The organism is Achromobacter pulmonis (assembly GCF_021733725.1).
GTDB classification, from domain to species: Bacteria; Pseudomonadota; Gammaproteobacteria; order Burkholderiales; family Burkholderiaceae_B; genus Achromobacter; species Achromobacter pulmonis.
The window spans coordinates 1,553,530-1,575,032 of record NZ_JAIFOT010000001.1 but is presented as its reverse complement, the minus strand read 5'-3'; the positions used below and the strand labels follow the sequence as shown (position 1 = coordinate 1,575,032).

General features: G+C 69.0%; 17 protein-coding genes. 7 read left to right on the top strand and 10 right to left on the bottom strand.

What is annotated here, in order from left to right:
* Positions 1 to 72 precede the first annotated feature (72 nt).
* Positions 73 to 981, top strand: coding sequence for a LysR family transcriptional regulator (locus K2W61_RS07235; protein WP_217483957.1), 909 nt, complete (start codon positions 73 to 75; stop codon positions 979 to 981).
* Between the two features lie 78 nt (positions 982 to 1,059).
* On the opposite strand, the gene K2W61_RS07230 is transcribed toward K2W61_RS07235, so the two are convergent.
* Together K2W61_RS07230 and K2W61_RS07225 are read right to left on the bottom strand one after the other, a co-directional pair.
* Positions 1,060 to 1,554, bottom strand: coding sequence for a WG repeat-containing protein (locus tag K2W61_RS07230; RefSeq protein WP_236755334.1), 495 nt, complete (start codon positions 1,552 to 1,554; stop codon positions 1,060 to 1,062).
* Positions 1,555 to 1,645: 91 nt separating this feature from the next.
* On the bottom strand, positions 1,646 to 2,689 hold the full coding sequence (locus K2W61_RS07225) for a hypothetical protein (RefSeq protein ID WP_236755332.1): 1,044 nt from the start codon (positions 2,687 to 2,689) through the stop codon (positions 1,646 to 1,648).
* Between the two features lie 172 nt (positions 2,690 to 2,861).
* Between K2W61_RS07225 and K2W61_RS07220 the strand changes: the two genes are divergently transcribed.
* Together K2W61_RS07220 and K2W61_RS07215 are read left to right on the top strand one after the other, a co-directional pair.
* Positions 2,862 to 3,659 carry a fused MFS/spermidine synthase gene (locus tag K2W61_RS07220; RefSeq protein ID WP_236755330.1) on the top strand — a complete coding sequence of 266 codons (798 nt, stop codon included), beginning with the start codon at positions 2,862 to 2,864 and terminating at the stop codon, positions 3,657 to 3,659.
* 132 nt (positions 3,660 to 3,791) lie between these two features.
* Positions 3,792 to 4,703: a DUF4261 domain-containing protein gene (locus K2W61_RS07215; RefSeq protein ID WP_236755329.1), complete on the top strand. Its 912-nt coding sequence runs from the start codon at positions 3,792 to 3,794 to the stop codon at positions 4,701 to 4,703.
* Positions 4,704 to 5,084: 381 nt separating this feature from the next.
* Here the strand turns inward: K2W61_RS07215 and nadB are convergent, their stop codons facing one another.
* The 3 genes from nadB to K2W61_RS07200 all read right to left on the bottom strand — a co-directional run bounded on the left by nadB (position 5,085) and on the right by K2W61_RS07200 (position 9,296).
* Entirely contained in the window at positions 5,085 to 6,650 is a 1,566-nt protein-coding gene (nadB, locus tag K2W61_RS07210; RefSeq protein ID WP_236755327.1) for an L-aspartate oxidase, read from the bottom strand.
* A 23-nt stretch (positions 6,651 to 6,673) separates the two neighbouring features.
* Positions 6,674 to 7,810, bottom strand: coding sequence for a quinolinate synthase NadA (gene nadA / locus K2W61_RS07205; RefSeq protein ID WP_236755325.1), 1,137 nt, complete (start codon positions 7,808 to 7,810; stop codon positions 6,674 to 6,676).
* Between the two features lie 247 nt (positions 7,811 to 8,057).
* Positions 8,058 to 9,296, bottom strand: coding sequence for an MFS transporter (locus K2W61_RS07200; RefSeq protein ID WP_236755323.1), 1,239 nt, complete (start codon positions 9,294 to 9,296; stop codon positions 8,058 to 8,060).
* Between the two features lie 111 nt (positions 9,297 to 9,407).
* On the opposite strand from K2W61_RS07200, the gene K2W61_RS07195 reads away from it, so the two are divergent.
* Both K2W61_RS07195 and K2W61_RS07190 read left to right on the top strand, forming a co-directional pair.
* Positions 9,408 to 10,355 (top strand): LysR family transcriptional regulator, encoded by a 948-nt coding sequence (locus tag K2W61_RS07195; RefSeq protein ID WP_236755320.1) that lies wholly within the window; start codon positions 9,408 to 9,410, stop codon positions 10,353 to 10,355.
* Between the two features lie 153 nt (positions 10,356 to 10,508).
* Positions 10,509 to 11,567: an ornithine cyclodeaminase gene (locus K2W61_RS07190; RefSeq protein ID WP_236755319.1), complete on the top strand. Its 1,059-nt coding sequence runs from the start codon at positions 10,509 to 10,511 to the stop codon at positions 11,565 to 11,567.
* 18 nt (positions 11,568 to 11,585) lie between these two features.
* On the opposite strand, the gene K2W61_RS07185 is transcribed toward K2W61_RS07190, so the two are convergent.
* The 4 genes from K2W61_RS07185 to K2W61_RS07170 form a co-directional block, all read right to left on the bottom strand.
* Entirely contained in the window at positions 11,586 to 13,667 is a 2,082-nt protein-coding gene (locus tag K2W61_RS07185; RefSeq protein ID WP_175133321.1) for a putative bifunctional diguanylate cyclase/phosphodiesterase, read from the bottom strand.
* 167 nt (positions 13,668 to 13,834) lie between these two features.
* Positions 13,835 to 14,944 carry a YcjF family protein gene (locus K2W61_RS07180; RefSeq protein WP_236755318.1) on the bottom strand — a complete coding sequence of 370 codons (1,110 nt, stop codon included), beginning with the start codon at positions 14,942 to 14,944 and terminating at the stop codon, positions 13,835 to 13,837.
* Positions 14,945 to 15,024: 80 nt separating this feature from the next.
* Positions 15,025 to 15,855: a 3-methyl-2-oxobutanoate hydroxymethyltransferase gene (gene panB / locus K2W61_RS07175; protein WP_419761592.1), complete on the bottom strand. Its 831-nt coding sequence runs from the start codon at positions 15,853 to 15,855 to the stop codon at positions 15,025 to 15,027.
* A 63-nt stretch (positions 15,856 to 15,918) separates the two neighbouring features.
* Positions 15,919 to 16,836, bottom strand: coding sequence for a LysR family transcriptional regulator (locus tag K2W61_RS07170; RefSeq protein ID WP_236755317.1), 918 nt, complete (start codon positions 16,834 to 16,836; stop codon positions 15,919 to 15,921).
* Positions 16,837 to 17,089: 253 nt separating this feature from the next.
* Between K2W61_RS07170 and K2W61_RS07165 the strand changes: the two genes are divergently transcribed.
* Both K2W61_RS07165 and speB read left to right on the top strand, forming a co-directional pair.
* A complete protein-coding gene (locus K2W61_RS07165; protein ID WP_175133317.1) occupies positions 17,090 to 18,490 on the top strand; it encodes a sodium:solute symporter family protein in 1,401 nt (466 codons plus the stop codon).
* Complete coding sequence (gene speB / locus K2W61_RS07160; protein ID WP_236755316.1) at positions 18,487 to 19,533, top strand: agmatinase; 1,047 nt, start codon at positions 18,487 to 18,489, stop codon at positions 19,531 to 19,533. The genes K2W61_RS07165 and speB overlap by 4 nt, the downstream gene beginning before the upstream one ends.
* 23 nt (positions 19,534 to 19,556) lie before the next feature.
* Here speB and K2W61_RS07155 read toward each other — a convergent pair whose 3' ends face one another.
* On the bottom strand, positions 19,557 to 21,470 hold the full coding sequence (locus K2W61_RS07155; protein ID WP_236755315.1) for a bifunctional metallophosphatase/5'-nucleotidase: 1,914 nt from the start codon (positions 21,468 to 21,470) through the stop codon (positions 19,557 to 19,559).
* Positions 21,471 to 21,503: the final 33 nt, after the last annotated feature.

Genomic DNA, 21,503 nt, shown 5'->3' with positions numbered 1-21,503 from the left:
TGGATCGTAGGAGCTTCTCGGGGGAAAGATAACCCCGCATAATTGGGAATCATCCTCTCAAGAAATGAGAACATGACCGATCGTCTCGAAGCCATGTCGATTCTGGTTGCCGTGGTCGATGCAGGGAGTCTTTCCGCGGCGGCCCGCAAGCTGGAGATTCCGCTTGCGACGGTCAGCCGCAAGGTCGCGGATCTGGAGTCGCACCTGAAAACCCGACTGCTGCATCGCTCCACCCGGCGACTTGCCCTGACCGAAGCCGGTCAATCCTATGTCGCCGCGTGCCGGCGCATTCTGGAAGAAGTGGGAGAGGCCGAGCGCGCCGCGTCGGGGGAATACGCGGCGCCCAAAGGGGAGCTGGTCGTGACCGCGCCGGTCGTCTTCGGACGCGTGCATCTGGTGCCCGTGGTCGCGGAATTCCTCAGGACCTATCCGGACGTCGATGTGCGGATGGTGCTGACCGATCGCGTGATGCATCTCCTGGAAGATCAGATCGACGTGGCCGTGCGGATCGCGGAGCTCTCCGACAGCAGTTTCATCGCCAGGCGGGTTGGCACGACACGTCGGGTGGTCTGCGCCAGTCCGGCCTACTTCGCCGCGCATGGCACGCCGAGGCACCCGCTTGAGCTGGCTGGTCACGCATGCGTCACCATGGAACAGATTGCGTCCAGGCAAGTCTGGACCTTCGGGGCCGGCAAGGCGGAGGTGGCGGTGCCGATCCGCTCGCGGCTTGCCGTGAGCACCGCGGAAGCCGCAATCGAAGCGGCCATGGCCGGGGTCGGTCTGACGCGCGTGCTGTCCTACCAGATCGCGGATGCGCTGCGTGCCGGTGCGGTCAGGACCGTGCTCGACGCGTTCGAGCCGGCGCCATGGCCCATCAGCCTGGTCCACCCCGGGCAGGGCATCCTGCCGCTGAAGTTGCGCGCTTTTCTTGATTTCGCCGGGCCGCGATTGAAGGCCCGGCTCGATGAGCTGGGCGTCTGACGGCGCTTTCCGGCTCGTTCACCCCACGAGGTCCGCCCGATCGCCGGCGGCAAGACGTACGTTCCCGAAGTGGTCGAGCTAGTCGATGGTCTTGCCTTGCCGGTCGATGGTCTGCCACCGGCCGCCCGACCACCAGCGGTGTTCGCCGTCGCTTTCTTGCCGGCAGCCGACGCCGGCCCGGGTCCGGCCCTCTTCGAAGGGCAAGGCGCAGTCATAGACCGGGGCGATGACGATGGCGCCGGTCTCTTCGTCGGCATAGCCGATCTTGCCGTTCAGGCGGATGCGGTAGCGGCCGTCCCGCGGGTAGTCCGGGCCGTTGTCGAACAGGTAGACCTGGTAGGGTTCCTGCAAGTGTTGGTCGACGACGCGCAAGCCGCCGGACGGCTTGTCCAGGTAGATGCAATAGCGGAACGGATTGCCGGCGGTGAAGCACTCGTCGATCCAGCCCGGATCCTCGGCCCGTTGTCTGAGGGTTTCGCGCGCCCGAGCGGCCTCGGCGTCGGTATCGGTCTGGGCCGTGGCCAGGAAGGGAACCAGCAGGCAGGCAAAGCAGAGCGGGCGGATGAAAGGCATGGCGGGGGACGTCCGGCGTGGCGGGAGGTCCATCATATGCCGGGCGCGGCCTGCGCCCGGCCGCGGCGATGCCGCGCGGGAAGGAGGGAGGTCAGGCCGGGGCGGCAGGGCCGCCGCCGCCGTCCATTGCCGCGCCTGTCATGGCGTCGCTGCTGGCGCCGCCATCCATGCCGCCGCCCATGGCGCCGCCTTCGATCGCCTGTGCGCTTTTTTCGGCCTCGGCCAGGGCGTCGCGCACCTCGGCGACCTGCTTCTGGGCTTCCTTGTCCTGTTGCCGCAGCTTGCTCTTGAGCATCGCGAGCAGTTCCTTCATGGCGCGGATGGCGTCGCGCACGGCCTGAGCGTCTTCCTGGCGGCGCTGGCGCGCGGCTTGCGGGTCCTGGCGGGATGCGCCGGTGACGCCGTCTTTGTCGTCCGGGTTGCCGGCGGTGTCGGTGTCGCCGGAGGTGGCGGTGTCGTCCGCGGCGGCGCGGGCCGAGGCGGCGCCGTCTTGCGCGGCCGGATCGGCAGGGGTCGCGTCGGCCTCGGCGCTGGGATCCATGGCGCTGTCGCTGGCGGCGGCGTAGGCCGACAGGGCGCGCGAGGTGGCGGCGTGGGCCTGCGATTCGCCGTCGGCACCGGTGCCATCGGCCGTGGCGGCCGCGGCCGGTCCGGCGGCGTCGGCGCTGGCCTGGCCCCCCTGCGCGCCATGGACCACGGGGGCGGCGCCGCCCGCCGATCTGCCGGTGGCGAGTTGTGCGCCGCCGCTGTCCTTGAGCGCGTTGGCGGCCTGGCCGAGTTCGCCGGCCAGTTGGCGCAGCTCGCGCAGGATGACCTTGGCCGCGGCCTTGCCCAAGAACATCAGCATCTTCTTGAGCGTATCGATGCGCTGTTTGATCTGCGCGATGCGGGCGCGCGCCAGGTCCTGGCGCGACTGGGCCGCGTCGGCGGCGATGTGGAGCGCCGCCTTGCGCGCCTTGGCGGCGCGCTCCAGGGCCTCGTCGCTGAGGACGACACGGATCGAGACGGGTTGGGCGGCTTGCGCGCCGTCCCGGTCTTGTCCGGCGGCGGTATCGGCGCGCCGGGCGGCGGCGCGGGCGTCGTGGTCCGCGGGAACGGTTTGCGCAAGAGGGGTGTCGGGGGCCAGGGGTTGCATGGGGATTCCGTTGTGGCGGGACGCGTGGCGTCGTGGCGGGCCGGCGCGGCCCGCACCCGCGATGCTGCGGTGATACGGGATGTACGGCAGGCCGGCGCCGGTTCTTTAACCGGGTTGCTTGGGATCTGTCCGAGAAAGTGCCATGACCCGTGGCGGTGGTATCTTCTGCCCCATGTCCGCCCCAGATTCCTCTCCGTCCCTGTCCACCCTGCCCCAGGCGCCGGATGCCGCCAGCCGCGGCGCCAGCCCGGCCCAGCCCTATGTGCAGGCATCCGGCACGACGCGCACGCTGCACTTTTCCGATAAGGTCATCCAGAGCCGCATGTCCACCCTCAGCCCGGACGCGCTGGACCTGGAATACACGCGCATGATGATGGGGTTCGTGCTGTTCGCGCCGGCGCCCGCGGACATCCTGATGGTGGGTCTGGGCGGCGGCTCGCTGGCCAAGTTCTGCCACCGTTACCTGGCGCAGTCGCGTATCGAGGTGGTCGAGGTCGACCCGGGGGTCATCGCCTTGCGCGACACGTTCATGGTGCCGCCCGATGGCGAGCGCTTCAAGGTGGTCCTGGCCGATGCGGCCGAGCATCTGCGCGGGCTGCGCGAAGCCGCTGACGTGCTGCTGCTGGACGGCTTCGACGACGCCGGCATTCCGCCCGGGCTGTGTTCCGCGGATTTCTACGCGGACTGCCATCGCGCGCTGCGCGACGACGGCATCCTGGTGATCAATTTCCATGTGAACCATCCGCTGCACCATGTCTATCTCGAGCGGGTACGGGCTGCGTTCGGCGGCGCCATGTTCGAGGTGGTGGACGACGATATGACCAACAGCATCGTGTTTGCCTGCAAGGGGGACTTGCTGGACGATCCGGCCGTGGCGGACTTGAAGCGGCCGGCGGTCATTCCCAAGGACGCCTGGCGTCAGTTGATGCCGACCTTGCGCGTCATCGGCGCGACGCGGGAATTGAAGTGAAGCGGTGCGGTAGCCAGGGGGGCTGCTAACGTCCGGTAGCGCGCGGCCTGGTTTTGTTGCACATGCGCCGCGTGCATGTGGCGCCGCCTTGCTAGCATCCCCGCTTTTCCCGCATCGTCAGGACCCCCGCACATGAGTATCTTTTCCCGCTTCTTCGGCCGCGCCGAATCGCCCGCGGCCGCCGCCGCTTCCCTGGTGGCCAATCCTGCGATGAAGGACGGCCCGTGCCTGCAGGTGGTGTTTGCCGCGCCCTTGGCGCTGCGGGCCGAGGCGCTGGCGGCGGCGCTGCGCGCCTATCACCCCGAGATGCGCGAGGCGCGCGCCGAGATCGAGCCGGACATGCCGGAACTGCTGGCCCTGGCCGGCTGGGGCAAGCATGTGGTGCGCCTGGTGGGGTTTGACGCGCCCTTCCCGCATGACGCGCTGGAAGCGTGCGTGGCGCCGGCCCACTATCCCGCCGAGGTCAAGGAACAGGTGCGCGGCCATGTCAGCCATGTGCTGCTGTACTACGCAGGTTTCGAAACGGACCCGCTCGAGCAGTACGTGGCGCTGGCGGCGGTGGCCGGGGCGCTGACGGATTCGCAGGCCGTCGCGGTGCTGAACGAAGGCGCCCGCACATCGTTGCCCGCGGGCGTGTTCGCGCGCGACTCGATGGGCGACGAGAGCCTGGAACTGCTGCGTTCGCTGCCCTTGAACATGCTGTACTGCGGCTTCGTGAAATACGAGGTCGAAGGCGTCCAGGGCGTGTGGATGCGCACCTATGGCGCCGGGCGCTTCGGGCTGCCGGATTTCGCCGCGCTGGCCGAGGGCCATCACCAGGGCGAGCTGTATTCGGACATGTTCAACAACATCATGGCCTACCTGCGCGAGAGCGGCGCCGAGCTGGCCGCCGGACACACCATGCAGATCGGCGAAGACCGCTACATGAGACTGCGCGAGCCGCTGGAGACCGAGTACTTCCTGCACGGGCCGGACGCGGTGCTGGTCACGGAGATCATCGACGCCTCGCAGGTCAACACTCCGGCCGGCGACCGCAGCGACTGACCCCGAACCCGCCGGCGCTCCGGCCGACGCGCCCGCGTCTCCCCAGCCAACCGCAAGCCACCGGGACGGGAGCCCGACATGAACCCGATCATGCGTATCGTCGTGTTGGCGCTGGTCGAGCAGTTGGCGATGTGGCCGCCGGCGCCGCAGTGCTGGCGCAGGCGACCATACCGTTGGCGGAGTCGGGCTACTACGCCATAACAGGGGGTGCAGTCCAGCAACAGCAATGGCGGCCTGATCGGCCTGCTGGTGCAGGCGGTGGGGTACCAGGTCGTCAATACGCTGTCGGATCGCAGTTACCCTGAGCACGGCCCGCGGCACCCCCGCGTCCGGACTTCGTTTCCGCCGTCGTGATCGGTCCGGTCCGGGCCCGTCGGCGGTTCAAGGGGGCGCGGCCTGGCCAGTGGCCGCTTCCGCGCGGTCCGGCCAGTCCTGGTTGAAATGCGCGCCACGGCTCTCACGGCGTGCCTGGGCGTCGCCCACGATCAGGTCGGCGACCAGGGCCAGATTGCGCAGTTCCAGCAGCGCCAGGCCGTCGTCAGCAGGGTCGTGCGCTTCAAGCGCGCGCCGCAATGCGCGGATGTGGTCGGCGGCGCGCCGCAACGAGGCATCACTGCGCACGATACCCGCATCGCGGCTCATCGAGGCCCGCAGCGCCTGACGCTGCCGCGCCACGCAAGCGGCCATGGCCGCGGCGTCGGCCGGCGCGGCATGGGCCGGCGCCACGGCGGTCGCCATGGCGGCGCCGGATGGCGTGGCGAGGGGGCTGGCCAGGATATCGCGCGCCGCGGCGCGCCCGGTGACGACACATTCCAGTAGCGAATTGCTGGCCAGCCGGTTGGCGCCGTGCAGGCCGGTGCAGGCGGCTTCGCCCACGGCATACAGGCCGGGCACGCTGCTGCGGCCGTCGGTGTCGGTGGCGATGCCGCCACAGGTGTAGTGGGCGGTCGGCGCCACGGGGATGGGCGTGGTCGCGATGTCCAGGCCCAGGGCCAGGCAGCGTCCGTGGATCAGAGGAAAGTGCGCCAGCAGGAAATCGCGGGGCTGGTGGCGGATGTCCAGATGGACGCAGTCGAGCGCGTGGCGCTGCATCTCGGCATGGATGGCGCGCGCCACGATGTCGCGCGGCGCCAGCTCCGCGCGCGGATCGTGGGCGGGCATGAAGCGGCTGCCGTCGGGCAGGCACAGTCTTCCGCCTTCGCCGCGCACGGCCTCCGAGATCAGGAAGCCGTCGGCGCGCGGGTGGTGCAGGCCGGTGGGGTGGAATTGCGTGAACGCCAGGTTGGCGACCCGGGCGCCGGCGCGCGCGGCGATGGCAATGCCGTCGCCGGTGGCGCTGGGCGGTGCGGTGGTGCTGGCGTAGACCTGGCCGGCGCCGCCGGTGGCGATCACGACTTGCGCGGCGGCGATATCGCGGCGCAGGCCTCGGTCCAGATCCAGCAGGCGCACGCCGTGGCAGCGGCTGCCGGGCGCGCCGGACAGCAGCAGGTCGATGGCGCAGTGCCGCGCCAGTACGGTGATCGCGGGCTGCTGCTCGACCCGCGCCACGAGCGCGGCGATGATGGCGCGGCCGGTGGCATCGGCGGCATGGGCGATGCGGCGTTGGCCATGGCCGCCTTCGCGCGTCAGGTGCAGGTGCGCACCCTCGGTCGAGAAGGCCACTCCCTGGGCCTGCAGCCAGCCGATGGCCGCGCAGGCCTGGTCGATGATGGCGCGCGCGGCGTTCGCGTCGCACAGGCCGGCGCCGGCCTCCAGGGTATCGCGCAGGTGCGCGGCCACGCTGTCGCCCGGACCCAGTGGCGCGGCGATACCGCCCTGCGCATGCTGGCTGGCGCCGGAGCGCAGCGCGCCCTTGCTGACCAGGGCCACGCGCCGGTGCGGCGCCAATTCCAGCGCAGCGGCCAGGCCGGCCAAGCCGCTGCCGATGATGATGACGTCGAATGCCATGGCGGAGGCTCCGGGGTGCGGCATCAGGCCGGCCCGACCCGCTGGAACAGCGCGCCGTCGCGCGCCAGGTCGCCGCTGGCGCGTACCGGACGCTTGCGCGTGTCGGCGAAGTCCAGCATGCGGTCGATCGGCGCCTTGGCGCGGCGCGCCAAGGCCGGGTCCAGCAGGATTTCGTTGGCGCCGTGTTCGAGCGTGTGAGCCAGGCCGGCCAATCCGTTCATCGCCATCCAGGGACAGTGGGCGCAGCTTTTGCAGGTGGCGCTGTCGCCGGCGGTGGGGGCCGCCAGGAACGTCTTGCCGGGCGCCCGCTGGCGCATCTTGTGCAGGATGCCCTGGTCAGTGGCGACGATCAGGCGCGGCGCGTCCAGGTGGCGGGCGGCTTCGATCAGCTGGGTGGTGGAGCCGACCACGTCGGCCTGCGCCAGGACGGACGATGGCGACTCGGGGTGGGCCAGCACGCGCGCGTCGGGATAGGCGGCCCGCATCAGTTCCAGCTCGGTACCCTTGAACTCGTCGTGCACCAGGCAGGCGCCCTGCCACAGCAGCATGTCGGCGCCGGTCTGGGCCTGCACATAGCGGCCCAGATGGCGGTCGGGGGCCCAGAGGATCTTTTCGCCGCGCGCATGCAGGTCGGCGACCAGATCGAGCGCGACCGACGAGGTCACGACCCAGTCGGCACGCGCTTTCACGGCGGCGCTGGTGTTGGCGTAGACCACCACGGTGCGATCCGGGTGGGCATCGCACCAGTCGGCGAAGGCCGGGGCGGGGCAGCCCAGATCGAGCGAACAACTGGCGTCGAGGTCCGGCATCAGCACGCGCTTGGCGGGGCTGAGGATCTTGGCGGTCTCTCCCATGAAGCGCACGCCGGCCACCACCAGGGTCGCGGCCGGGTGGTCGCGGCCGAAGCGCGCCATCTCCAGCGAATCACCGACACAGCCGCCAGTGGCTTCGGCCAGTTCCTGGACGTCGCCGTCGACGTAGTAATGCGCCACCAGCACTGCGTTTTCGCGCGCCAGCAGCGCGCGGATGCGTTGCGCCGCCTCGGCGCGTCCGGCGGTCGACAGGGGCGCAGGCACGCGGGCCCAAGCCTGGCCGACGGCGCCGGGATGGCTGGCAGTGGGCAGGTCGAAGGCGACGGTGCGCAGGGGGGCGGCGGTCATGATGGACTCCTTGGGCGCTTTAAATGCTCATATTGAGCATTTTTTGGGGAAAAAAAGAGCTGATTTATGCTCATTGAAAGCATAAATCAGATCCGAGGGATTTCCACCCATGTTTTCCCGGGGGTTCCGGCCCTCGTTCCCGCCGGGCGCACCGGGGGGCCTATGCCGGAGAACATTGGCGTTTGAGGTCCGGCCCGCCGCAGGGGCCGGGGATTCCCCCGGGCCGGCGCCGCCATGCCGCCGCCGGTCAGGCCGCGCAGCCCGCCCGGGCGCGGCGTTCGCCCGCAGCCGGCCAGAGACGCAACAGCAACGCCCCGCCGGCTGCCGCCGTGGCCACCAGTGTCACGCCGATCCAGCCCCAGTGCGCCAGCGCCAGGCTGCCCAGCGCTCCGCCCGCGGCCATACCGATGAAGACGCTGACCATCAGCACGGCGTTGAGGCGGCTGCGGGCGGCCGGGTCGATGCCGTAGACGATGCTCTGGTGCGCGATCAGCGCCACCTGAATGCCCAGGTCGAAGCCGATGGCGCTGGCCGCGATCAGCCACAGGCCGGATTGGGCGGACAGCAGCGGCAGCAGCGCCATGGCGGCGAACGACACGGTCGTGAGCGCGGCGCCCAGGCGGCTGACGGCGTGCGGGCCGCGCCGGTCGGCATAGCGTCCGGCCAGTGGCGCGGCCAGCGCTCCCGCCGCGCCCGCCAGGCCAAAGGCGCCGGCGGCGGCGGCGCCGAGATGGAATGGCGCTTCGTGCAGCATCACCGCCAACGTCGACCAGAAGGCGCTGAAACCCAGCGACAGCAGGCCTTGTGCCGTGGCGGCGCGGCGCAGTTCGCCATGCTGGCGCCACAGCCGCGGCAGCGAGGCCAGCAATTCGCGGTAGGGCAGCCGGGTGGTTGGCGCGAAGGCTGGCAGGCCGCGCCACAGGGCCGCGCCCAGCGCCAGGATGGACACCGCCGCGACCAGGAACATGGTGCGCCAGCCGAGCTGTTCGGCCACCACGCCGCTGATGACGCGCGACAGCAGAATGCCCAGCAGCAGGCCGGTCATCACCGTGCCGACGATGCGGCCGCGGTGCGCCGGGGGCGCCAGCGTGGCGGCGGCCGGCACGATGTCCTGGGCCAGGGTGGCGGACAGGCCGATGGCGAAACTGGCGGCCAGCAGCACGCCGATCGCGGGCGCGAGGGCGGCCAGCAGCAGGGCTGCGCTGAGCGCCGCGGCCTTGATCAGGACAATGCGCTTGCGGTCGTAGCGGTCGCCCAGCGGGGCCAGCGTCAATATGCCGAACGCATAACCAAGCTGGGTCAGCGTGGGAATCCAGCCGAGCGCGGCGGGGCTGGCGCGCAGGTCCGCGCCAAGGATGCCGAGCATGGGCTGGTTGTAGTACAGCGACGCGACCGCCAGGCCGGCGCCGATCGCCAGCAGCAGCACCAGGCCGGCGGAGAGCTCTTGGGTGGGGGGCGCGTCGTGCGCCCGGGTATCGGAGGGCATAGTCGGAATCCGTTCGGAAAAGCACCGCGAGGTGGGTACGGCGCAGATTCTGCGCGCATGGGCGGGCCCTGAGTAGCCGTCCGTCGGGTAGATCCGTTATACGATAGACGTATGACCATCCCCGCCCTGGCCGCCCCGACCGGCTCCGACCGCATATTGTTGATCGAGACCTTCGTGCGCATCGTGGAGGCCGGCAGCCTGTCGGCCGCCGCGGCGCAATTGGGGGCCACGCAGCCCACGGTCAGCCGCCGCCTGCAACAGCTCGAACGTTCGCTGGCGGTGCGCTTGCTGCAGCGTTCGACCCACGCCATCGGCCTGACCGAGGACGGCCAGCGCTGCTACGAGCGCGCCAAGGAACTGCTGGCCTCCTGGCAGTCGTTCGAGAGCGATGTGCGCGGGGCCGGCGAGGCGCTGGCGGGTACGTTGCGCGTGGTGGCGCCGCACGCGTTCGGCCAGAATCAATTCATGGACGCGCTGGCGCAGTACCTGCGCCAGTACCCGCGCATGCATGTCGAATGGCTGCTGCATGACCGGTTGCCGGATTTCATTGCCGAAAACATCGATTGCGCCATCAAGGTCGGTCCTGTGGAGGACCCCTCGGTGGTGGCGGTCAAGCTGGGCGAGGTGCCGCGCAGCGTCATGGCGGCGCCGTCGCTGTTGGGCGGCGGTCCGGTTCCCGCGCATCCGTCCGAACTGGCCGGCCTGCCCTGGCTGGCGCTGCGCACGTTCTATCGCGACCAGGTCAGCCTGACCCACGTGGATACCGGCGAGGTCGCGAGCTTCGAGATCCAGCCGCGCCTGTCGACCGACGGCCTGTACGCGCTGCGCAAGGCAGCCTTGCTGGGCCTGGGCGTGGGCATCGCATCGGCCTGGGCGCTACGCGAGGAACTGGCCACAGGCCAGTTGGTGCAGTTGGCGCCGCAATGGCGCGCCGCGCCGCTGCCGGTGTACCTGGTCTATGCGCCGTCGCGGCTGCAGCCGGCGCGCCTGCGGCGCTTCATCGAGACCATGCGCGAACACCTGCCATCGGAGTTGCGCGCCGACGCGCGCCAGGCCTGAGGGCCGCTCCAGGGCGATGGCGCCGGTTTGCGACAAGTGGCAGCGGCCGTTGCCAGAATGGCAGATTCCTCGCATTTCGTGTGGAAAGTGGGCGCTAGGCATTGACCTGGGCATCGGACAGAATTTCCGTATCAGGACCATCAGGGGAAAACAATGACGACACTGCTCACCACCACCGATGTTGCGAAAATCGTGGCCGCGCAGGGACCGCGCAAGGTGTTCGAGGATCTGCTGGATTACCTGCTGGCCGACTTCCTGCGCTGGCCGGAGTTCGACAAAAGCGCGCGCGTGGCCAGCCATTCGGCCAGCGGCGTGATCGAGTTGATGCCCATCGCCGATCATGATCTCTACAGTTTCAAGTACGTCAATGGCCATCCCGGCAATCCGGCGGCCGGCCTGAGCACCGTGATGGCCTTTGGCGCCCTGGCGCAGGTCAGCACTGGCGAGCCTTTGCTGATCAGTGAAATGACCCTGACCACCGCGCTGCGCACCGCCGCCACCTCGGCGCTGGCCGCGCGCGCCCTGGCCCGGCCGGGGGCGCGCAGCATGGCGCTGATCGGCAATGGCGCGCAGAGCGAATTCCAGGCGCTGGCGTTCCATCACATCCTCGGCATCGACACGCTGCACCTGCATGATGTCGATCCGGCCGCCAGCGACAAGCTGGCGCGCAACCTGGCCGATGTGCCGGGCCTGCGCCTGCGACGTTTCGACAGCACCGCCGCCGCCGTCCGGGACGTGGACATCGTGACCACGGTGACGGCCGACAAGGCCTACGCCACCATCCTCACGGCCGACATGGTCGAGCCCGGCATGCACATCAATGCCGTCGGCGGCGACTGTCCCGGCAAGACCGAGTTGCATGCCGATGTGCTGCGCGCCGGCCCCGTGTTCGTCGAATACGAGCCGCAGACACGCATCGAAGGCGATCTGCAGCAGATGCCGGCCGACTTCGCGGTGACCGAGCTGTGGCAAGTGCTGACCGGCCAGCGTGCCGGCCGCCAGGACGCACGCGACGTGACCGTGTTCGACTCGGTCGGCTTCGCGCTGGAGGATTTCTCGGCCCTGCGCTGGCTGCGCGACAGCGCGCTCAAGCATGGTGCTGGTACGCGCATCGAAGTGGCGCCGGACCTGGCCGATCCGAAGAACCTGTTCGAACGGGTGCGCGCCCGCCAGGCCGCGGCCCGCGCCAGCCAGGCATTGCTGCGGGGCTGACGCGCCACCGCCGCGGCGCTATGGCTGCGGTGGCGGTTCGTGCGATACCGGCCGCCCCAGCAGGTATCCCTGGAAGTGCGAGCAGCCTTCCTGGGTCAGCCGTTCCAGCTGCGCCGGTGTTTCGACGCCCTCGGCGGTGGTGGGGATGTCCAGGCTGCGGCCGATACCGTTGATGGCGCGGATGATGGCCAGCGCTTCCTTGCTCGATTCGACGTCCTGGGTGAAGGACTTGTCGATCTTGATCTTGTCGAACTCGAAGGTGCGCAGGTATCCCAGCGACGAATAGCCGGTGCCGAAGTCGTCCAGCGCCACTTTCACGCCGAGTTGCTTGAGCCGGTTCAGTGTGTTCAGGTTGGCCTCGGAGTTGGCCAGCAGCACCGATTCGGTGATCTCCAGCTCCAGCCGGCTGGCCGCCAGGCCCGAGGTGGCCAGGGCGGACTCCACCAGCGACACCAGCGCGCTGTTGTTGAACTGCGTGGCCGACAGGTTCACCGCCACGGTTTCGTGCGCGTCCCAGGTCATGGCCTCGCGACAGGCCTCATGCAAGGTGAAGGCGCCCAACTCGTGGATCAGCCCGGTTTCCTCGGCGATCGGGATGAAGTCGTTGGGCATGATCAGGCCCTTGGCCGGATGTTGCCAGCGCATCAGGGCTTCGCGGCCCACCGTGCGCACGTGGCTGGTGTCTTTGATGGGCTGGTAGTACAGCTGCAACTGGTGCGACAGGATCGCCTGGCGCAGGTCCATCTCCATTTCGTGGCGCTTGAGCGCGGCGGCTTCCATTTCGGGCTTGAAGAACGCCAGGCAGTTGCGGCCATTGCGCTTGGCTTCGTAGAGCGCCATGTCGGCGTAGCGCAGCAGGTGGTCTGCGCCTGACTCCTGCGCGGTGGCGCGCGCGATGCCGATGCTGACGCTGACCGGCACGGTATGGCCGTCGACCTGGAACGGCTCGCGCACTGCGTCGATCAGGCGTTGCGCCATCTGGCGCAGGTCGTCGGTTTTCTCGATGCCGGGCAGCACGACCGCGAATTCGTCGCCGCCCAGGCGCGCCAGCGTGTCCTGTTCGCGCAGATTCTTGGCCAGGCGCCGCGCCAGCTGGCGCAGCAGTTCGTCGCCGTGCAAGTGACCCAGCGTGTCGTTGACGCTCTTGAAGTTGTCCAGGTCCAGGCACAGCACCGCGGCGCTGCGTTCGCGGCCATCGGGCGCCAGCGCCTTGAGCAGCCGCTCGCGGAACAGCCGGCGGTTGGGAATGCCGGTCAGGGTGTCGTGGTGCGCCATGTAGCGCACCTGAGCCTGCGCGGCGTTCTCGTCGGTGATGTCATCGGCGATCAGCAGCACGTAACGCGAGCGCGGATCGTTGCTGTGGAATACCAGCGTCCGGCTGCGCAGGGTGCGCGGTCCGCGCCCCGTCATCACTTCCTCCTGGCCCGCCTCGCGCAGCGCGCCATCCGAGCGCAGGGCGTCGTTGGTCAGGCGCTCGAAGAACTCATGCACGGCGGGCGGCAGGCACTGCTGCATGGTCAGCCCTAGCATCTGTTCGCGGCGCGCGCCGAAGGCGGCCTCGGTCTGGCGGTTGGCCAGCAGGATGCGGCGCGACACGGCGTCCAGCACCAGCACGCAAGAGGGGATGTGCGAGACCACCGCTTCCAGGAAACTCGATAGCGAGGTCAGCTCGCTGTTGTAGCGTTCGGCCAGATCCTTGGCTTGCAGCAGCTGCAATTCACGTTCACGCCGCTCGGTGCAGTCGCGGGTGATCTTGGCGTAGCCGATGAGGGCGCCGGCGTCGTCGTGAATGGCATCGATCACGACATGGGCCCAGAACGGCGTGCCGTCCTTGCGGATGCGCCAGCCTTCGGCCTCGAAGCGGCCTTGCTCGCGGGCAGTGGCCAGGCCGCGCGCGGGAAGGCCGGCGGCCTGGTCGGACGGGCTGTAGAAGCAGGAGAAGTGCCGTCCCACGATTTCGTCGCGCGTATAGCCCTTGGCGCGCTGCGCGCCGGCGTTCCAATTGGCGACCGTGCCGTCGGGGTTCAGCATGTAGATTGCGTAGTCGACGACACCTTGCACGAGGTGCCGGTACATGACGTCGGAATTTTCGAGGATCATTGGATTGGGCGGGCGTTGCGGGATTCGCGGCACTCCCTTTACGTCGTGCCGCCGTGATTATTTACCGGCATGGCGCGAAAAGGCGCATTCTTGCCGATCTTGACGCATTAAGTCGGATCCTTGCGCCGGGCAACGGACCTGGCGCAAGCAGCAGGCGTGTGCCGCGCCTAGCGTCCCATGCGCTGTTTCAGCGCCTGCGTGATCATCGGGATGTCGAGATCCTGGCCCGGATGTTTCTCGCAGAAGTCGTACAGCACGGCGATATAGGCGTTGCCGAGCAGCTTGGTGATGGCGCCGGCGGTGGTGGCGGCGATGGTGCCGCCCACCGCGCTGCCGGCACCGGGAATGAACTTGAGCAGGCCCGACACCACCGAGCGGCCGACCAGCGTGGCCGCGGACGCGCCCAGCGACGAGGTCACCAGCGTGCTGATGGCGGTGGTGTTCAGTTCCATGCCGAAGGTGATGCCGATCTTGGCGATCATGCCGACCTGGATCGGCACCAGGGCTACCGCGTCCGAGAACGGGATCGGCGCGGCGGCGGCCGATGCGGCCAGGCCGGCGGCGACGTTGACCTCTATTTCAGCCCGCTTTTTTTTTACTTCGAGGGCCTTGAGATTGCGGGTCGATAGGGCGTTGGCGTAGGCGCGCTGTTGCGATTCGGGGATGTACTGCGCGGTGGCTTCGATCAGCGCGTCCAGCCCCATGGGCGGCAGGTCGGCGCCCAGCTCCTCGATGTGCTCGGGCAGGGCGCGCACCGCCACCACCTGCCGCGCGCGCGGCAGCAGCGCGCGGACCTGTTCCAGGAACGGGCTGTTCTTGCGCGCCTTGGTGAGCACGCCGATCACCGGAATGCCGGCATCGGCCAGCAGCGCGCACAATTCGATTTCGGCGTCTTCGACACGGTGGCTGCTTTCCTGGAGGCAGAGCCAGGCGACGTGCAAATGCCGGTCCGGGTCTTGCGCGGCGGCGCGCTCGCCGATCAGGTCGGCCAGTTGCTGGCGCGAGCGCGCGTAGTCGCCGACCTCCAGCCCGCGGGTATCGATGATGGTCAGCGGGTGGCCGGGACGCGAGAACTCCTGGGTGGTTTGCGTGACCGGCTTGCCGGCGCCGGTCCTGGCCAGGTCGCCGCGGAACACCGCGTTGATGAGGGTGCTCTTGCCGACGCCGGTCTTGCCGGCGACCAGGATGTTGACGCGGCCGGCGCCGCGGGTGGCGGTGCTGATCGCGTCGGCGATCGCGTCCTGCAACTGCGGGGTGTCATGGCGAGGCGGATTCATGGCTGGCGGACGGCGCGAAAGTCGGGCATGGCCTGATTCTAGCGACAAATGCGCGCGCGGGCCGGACCGCGCCGGGCGTGTCAGCCGTACAGGTGTTCCGCTTGCGGGAAGCGGCGGGACCGCACGTCGGCCGCATAATCGCGGGCGGCGGCCTGGATGCGCTCGGCCAGGCTGTCATAGCGTTTGACGAAGCGGGCGGTGCGGTCGAACATGCCCAGCATGTCGTCCACTACCAGCACCTGGCCGTCACAGCCGGCCGAGGCGCCGATGCCGATGGTGGGGCAGGCAATGGCCTCGGTAACGGCCAGCGCCAGCGGCTCGACCACGCCTTCGATCACCACCGCGAACGCGCCCGCGTCGGCCACCGCGCTGGCGTCGGCGGCGATGCGGGCGTATTCGGCCTGGCCACGGCCGCGCGCGCCGTAGCCGCCGAGGAGGTTGACCGCCTGCGGGGTCAGGCCGATGTGCGCCATCACCGGAATGCCGCGCGCCGTCAGGCAGGCAATGGCCGGCGCCATGGCCTGACCGCCCTCCAGCTTGACCGCGCTGGCGCCGGTTTCCTTCAGGATGCGCGCGGCCGAGTGAAACGCCTGCTCGGGGCTGGCCTCATAGCTGCCGAAAGGCATGTCCACGACGACCAATGCCTGGCGCGCGCCGCGCACCACGGCGGCGCCGTGCGCGATCATCATGTCGAGCGTGACCGGCACGGTGGACGGCAGGCCGTAGAGAGTCTGCGCCAGGCTATCGCCCACCAGCAGCGCGTCGCAGTGCGGGTCCAGCAGTTCGGCCATGCGCGCGGTGTAGGCGGTGAGCATGACCAGCGGCTCGGCGCGCTTGCGGGCGCGAAACGCCGGGACGGTCATGCGGCGCGGCGCGGCGGGTGCGGAAGTCAACGTGGCGGTGGTAGACATGCGAGGCTCCTGTATGCGGCGCGCGCGGCCCGGGTACGGGGGGTGGCGCGCCGCAAAGGTATATCACGACGCGGCGCCGGGCGCAGCCGCCAGGGCCGCGCGCATGTCCTCGAGAAAGGCGGCGGCAATGTCGTTCAGCTGGCTGCGCCGCTTGGCCACCATACTGATCTCGACATCGTACTGGTAAGTGTCGGCGTCGAGCGCGTGCAGCAGGCCGGCCGCGACATACGGCGCCGCATAGTGTTCGGGCAGGTAGCCCAGGTGCGCGCCGGACAGGATCAGGATCAGCGCGGCCTCCATGTTGTCGGCTTCCGAAGTAATGCGGCGCGGGCGGCCGGCGAACGAGGACTCGGGCAGCGGATAGGAGCGCCAGGTCCAGTCGGCATCGGCGAGATCCGCCTCGGTGACGCGGCCGGCGCTGCCGGCCAGCGGATGGGTGGCGCCGCAATAGGCGATCTGCCGCTCCTGGAACAACGGCGTGTAGTCGAGCATCGGCACGCGGTGCAGGAAGTAGCCGATGGCCACCTGCATTTCGTCCTTCAGGATCAGTTCTTCGAGTTCGCGCGGGCTGCGGATCAGCACCGACAGCCGCACCGCCTCGTCGCGCCGGCGGAATTTCTCGATGGCGTGGCCGATGCGCGCGTTCTGCGCCATGGTGGCGTTGCCGATCAGGCCCAGCGTGAGATTGCCGACCAATTGCCGGTGCATGTTGCGGGCCTGCGCGCTGAAGTCGTCCAGCGAGGCCAGCGCGCGCCGCGCCAGCTTGTCGAAGCGTTGCCCTCTGGCGCTCAGGCGAAAGCCGCCGCGACCGCGCTCGCACAGCGTGAATCCGAGCCGTGTTTCGAGCGTGGCGAGCTGGCTGCTGATGGTGGACTGGCCCACGCCCAGCAGGGCCTGCGCGGCCGATACGCCGCCGGCGTCGACGATGGTGAGGAAGACGCGGATCAGGCGCAGGTCGAGGTCGGAAACGTTCGAGAGCATAGGGTTAATACCGAAAGAACATTGATGAATATCGATGTGAATTTTCCGAACTAAGCATGGATGGAAAAAGTCCGGATTCCTATTATTCCACCGGTGTTATCGATTCGACCCGGCTGCGGTGCCGTCGCCGGAGGGCGGGCGGATCGAGGTCTGGAAAGCCTGATTTTCCAGATTCACTTCTATTGCAATAGTTGTTTTGGCGGCGGTGGCCAATCCGCGTGCGTGCCGCACGCGAACGGACAAGGGGAAGGACATGTTTGTCGACATAGCCGTGGTCGCGGTCTATCTGGCCGCGATGCTGCTGCTGGGCTGGTACGGCATGCGCCGCGCCAGGACGCAGGAGGATTTCCTGGTGGCGGGCCGCAATCTGGGGCCGGCCTTCTACATGGGCACGATGGCCGCCACGGTGCTGGGCGGCGCCAGCACCGTCGGCACGGTGCGGCTGGGGTATGTGCATGGCATCTCGGGTTTCTGGCTGTGCGCCATGCTGGGCCTGGGCATCATCGTGCTCAATGTGTGCCTGGCCAGGCCGCTGCTGAAGCTGCGCATTTACACCGTGACGCAGATCCTGGAGTTCCGCTACAGCGCGCGCACGCGGCATGTCAGCGCGCTCGTGATGATGGCCTACGCGCTGATGCTGGCGGCGACCTCGGTGATCGCGACCGGCACGGTGATGCAGGTGTTGTTCGACATGCCCTTCTGGCTGGCGATCCTGGTGGGTGGCGGCGTGGTGGTCGTGTATTCGGCCGTGGGCGGCATGTGGTCGCTCACCCTGACCGATATCGTGCAGTTCCTGATCAAGACCGTCGGCCTGATGGCGGTGCTGCTGCCGATCTGTCTGTACCGGGTCGGCGGCTGGGACCAGTTGGTGGCGAAATTGCCGCCGACCAGTTTCGAGGCCACCGCGATCGGCTGGCCCACCATTCTTACCTACTTCCTGATCTACTTCTTCGGCATCCTGATCGGCCAGGATATCTGGCAACGGGTCTTCACCGCCCGCAGCGAGCGGGTGGCGCGCCTGGCGGGCGCGGCCGCGGGCATGTACTGCATTGTCTACGGCCTGGTGGGGGCATTGATCGGCATGACCGCCAGGGTGCTGCTGCCGGATCTCGACAACGTCAACAATGCCTTTGCCGCCATCGTGCAGGCCGAACTGCCGGCCGGCATCCGCGGCCTGGTGATCGCGGCGGCGCTGGCGGCGATGATGTCCACCGCCAGTGCGGCGATGCTGGCCTCGGCCACTGTGCTGGCCGAAGACCTGCTGCCGGCCCTGCGCGGCGGGCGCGGCTTTGCGCACGTGCGCAGCCATCGGCTGATGACGCTGCTGGTCGGTCTGGTCACGCTGGGCATCGCGCTGGCGGTGGATGACGTGCTCGATGCGCTGACCTGCGCCTACAACCTGCTGGTGGGCGGCATGCTGGTGCCGATTCTGGGCGCGATCTGGTGGCGCCGCGCGACCACGGCGGCGGCGATCGCCAGCATGTTGCTGGGCTGCGCCACGGCGGTCGGTTGCATGATCCGCGACGGGCTGGCGGCCAATACGCCGATCTACGCCAGCCTGGCCGTCAGCGCCATCAGTTTCATTGTTATCAGCCTGATGGGGCAGGCGCCCGCGCCCGCCCCTGGCGCAACCTCTTCCAGGAGTGCTCCATGAGTTTCACGCCCGAAAAACTGGCCGCCTTGCGCGCCCGGTTCGGTGGATCCAACGAGGCCGTCATCCACGACCCGCATTTTCGCGCGGTGGCGGCTAATGTCATCGACGACAGCGGCACGCGCAGCGCGCCCTATGCCGGCATGCCGACACTGTTGGACGCGCCGGCGCGGCAGATCGATTGGCAGCGGCCGGATTTCGGGGATCTGCAGGTGGCGCTGCTGGGGGTGCCGATGGACCTGGGCGCGAGCAATCGCAGCGGCTGTCGTTTCGGGCCGCGCGCCTTGCGCGCCATCGAGCGGGTCGGTCCCTACAACCACGCGCTCAAGTGCGTGCCGGTGCGCGAATTGCGCGTGGCCGACATTGGCGATGTGCCGATGCGCAGCCGCTTCAGCCTGGAGCAGTCGCACGCCGATATCCATGCGGCCTACGAAAAGATCGTGGCGGCCGGCGTCACGCCGCTAACGGTCGGCGGCGATCATTCGGTGACGCTGCCGATTCTGCGCGCGCTGGGGGCCAGGCAACCGGTGGCGCTGGTGCACTTCGATGCGCACTGTGACACCGGCGGCCCATTCGACGGCAGCCGCTTCCACCATGGCGGGCCGTTTCGCCAGGCGGTGCTGGAAGGCGTGCTCGATCCCACCCGCACCATCCAGATCGGCATTCGCGGTTCGGCCGAATATCTTTGGGAGTTCTCGTACGAATCGGGTATGACGGTGATCCACGCCGAGGACATTCCGCGCCTGGGCGTAGAGGCCATCGTCGCCCGGGCGCGCGCCGTGGTCGGCGATACGCCTGTCTATGTGTCGTTCGACATCGATTGCCTGGACCCGGCCTTCGCGCCCGGCACCGGCACGCCCGAGGTCGGCGGCGTGACGGTGCGCGAGGCCCAGGCCATGCTGCGTGGGCTGGCGGGCCTGGACATCGTCGGCGGCGACCTGGTGGAGGTGGCGCCGTCGTACGACGCCACCGCCAACACGGCGCACGCCGGCGCGCAGATCCTGTTCGAGATCCTGAGCCTGATGCGCCTGCGCGGCGCGCGCTGAACCGCCGTCGCGCCGCCCCGCCCTCACTCGCTGTACGTCTTGGTGCTGTACAGGCTGATCGGCAGCCGGTTCAGCACCGGCAGGCCGGACACGGGGTCCTTGGCCTGTTTGTCGATGTAGGCCTGCAGGACATCGGCGTCGAGCACGCCGATGTCCTGGCGCCGCGCCGCCGGCACACTGGCCAGCGTCTTGTAGCCGTCGCCGCCGGTGGCGTTGAAGCTCAGGACGAACAGCTTGTACGTGCGGTCCGGGTCGAGCGGCAGCCAACCGCCGCCGGCGTTGTCGAACACCTCGATGTTGGAGACGCGGTTGCCCTCGGCCAGGGCCGCATTCACGTCCCAACGCAGCCCGCCGGCATAGGGGTAGGGGCCGGTGGAACCCCCCGGCCCATAGACCGCCTGCATGCCGTCCTCCAGCATGCTCTTGACTTCGGCGCCGGTGATCTCCAGGCGCCACAGCATATTGCCGAAGGGCACCACCTCGATCACGTTGGCGGCGGTCACATTGCCCAGCAGCGGCACGCGCACGCCGCCGCCGCTCTGCAGCGAGATGTCGGCGCCGCCGTAGCGGGTATTGGCCACGTCGAGATAGGCCTGCGCCACCAGTTGCTGGATGTCACCGCCATGCAGGCTGACGTTGCCCAGTGTGTTGCAGGCGACGCTGGAACGGCCATAGTCGCGCGAGCCCGGGCCGCCGGGTACGCGCCGCGAGCACAGTTCCTGGGGCACTGTCGCCACCAGGCTGGCGCTGAAGGCATCTACCTTGGCCTTGAACGGCTGCAGCACCGCCATGGCCCGCGCGTCCGGCGCCTGTTCCCGCAGGAAACCGCTGGCGGCCACATCGGCCTGGATGGCGGCCAGATCGGGCGCGGAAGGCTCGGCGCCAGCGATTGTGAAGGTATCGCCGATCAGCACGTGCGGGGTGCCGGCGCAGGCCGTCACATCGCCATTGGCGTCGAAGCTGACCTTGAGTTCGCCGACCACCTGCGAGTACTCCCAGGCCTGGACCAGGCAGACGCGCTTGCCGTCCTTGTCGCGCAGTTCGGTGGGGTAAGCGCCGGCGGGCGTGCCGACGCCGTAGGCCGATAACGCATCCGGGCCCAGCAGGGTGTGCGAATCGCCGCCCACCACCACGTCGACGCCGCTCAGATTGGGGATGATCCGCTTGTCGTAGTCGTAGCCGATGTGGCTCATCACCACGATCTTGTTGACGCCTTGCGCGCGCAGCGCGTCGATCTGTTGCTGCGCGGCGGCGGTCTCGTCGGAGAAGCGCGTGCCGGGATCGGGACTGGACGACTGTTGCGTCTTGTTGGCGATGGTCAGCCCGACCAGGCCGATGGGCTGGCCATCGCGCTGCAGCACGATAGATGGCCTGACCAGGCCGGGCGCGCGCGCCGGGTTCAACGCCGAGTTGGCGCCGAAGGTGACGTTGGCGCTGAGCAGGGGCGTCTGGCAGGTTCCGGCATGCAGCAGCTCGATGAAGCGCTTCAGGCCGCTGTCGCCCTTGTCGAACTCATGGTTGCCGAGCGTCATGGCGTCGAAGCAGACCGTGTTCATGAGGGTGGCGTCGGCCTCGCCGGGCTCGCCCGCGCGGTTGAAATAGAGCGTGCCGGTGGTGGCATCGCCGGCATGCAGCTTGAGCACATTGGGCGCTTGCGCGGCGAGCGCTTCGAAGGCGGCCGTCACGCGCGCGAAGCCGCCCACCTGGGTGTTGACGGCGACACGCGTGCCGGCCGCGTCCAGCAGCTTCAGGTCTTTCTTCTTGCTGTCCAGGTTGGAATGATGATCGTTGATATGCAGGATGGTCAGTGCCATCGGCCGGCTGGCGGCCGGGGCGGGGCTGGCGGGCGTTTTGTCGTCCTCGTTGCCGCCACAACCGGCCAGCAGCGCCGCCAGGCTCAAGGCGGCCGCGCTGGCGTTCCTTTTCCACGTGATCATTCGCGCGCATCCTCTGTCGTCGGAGGACGCATG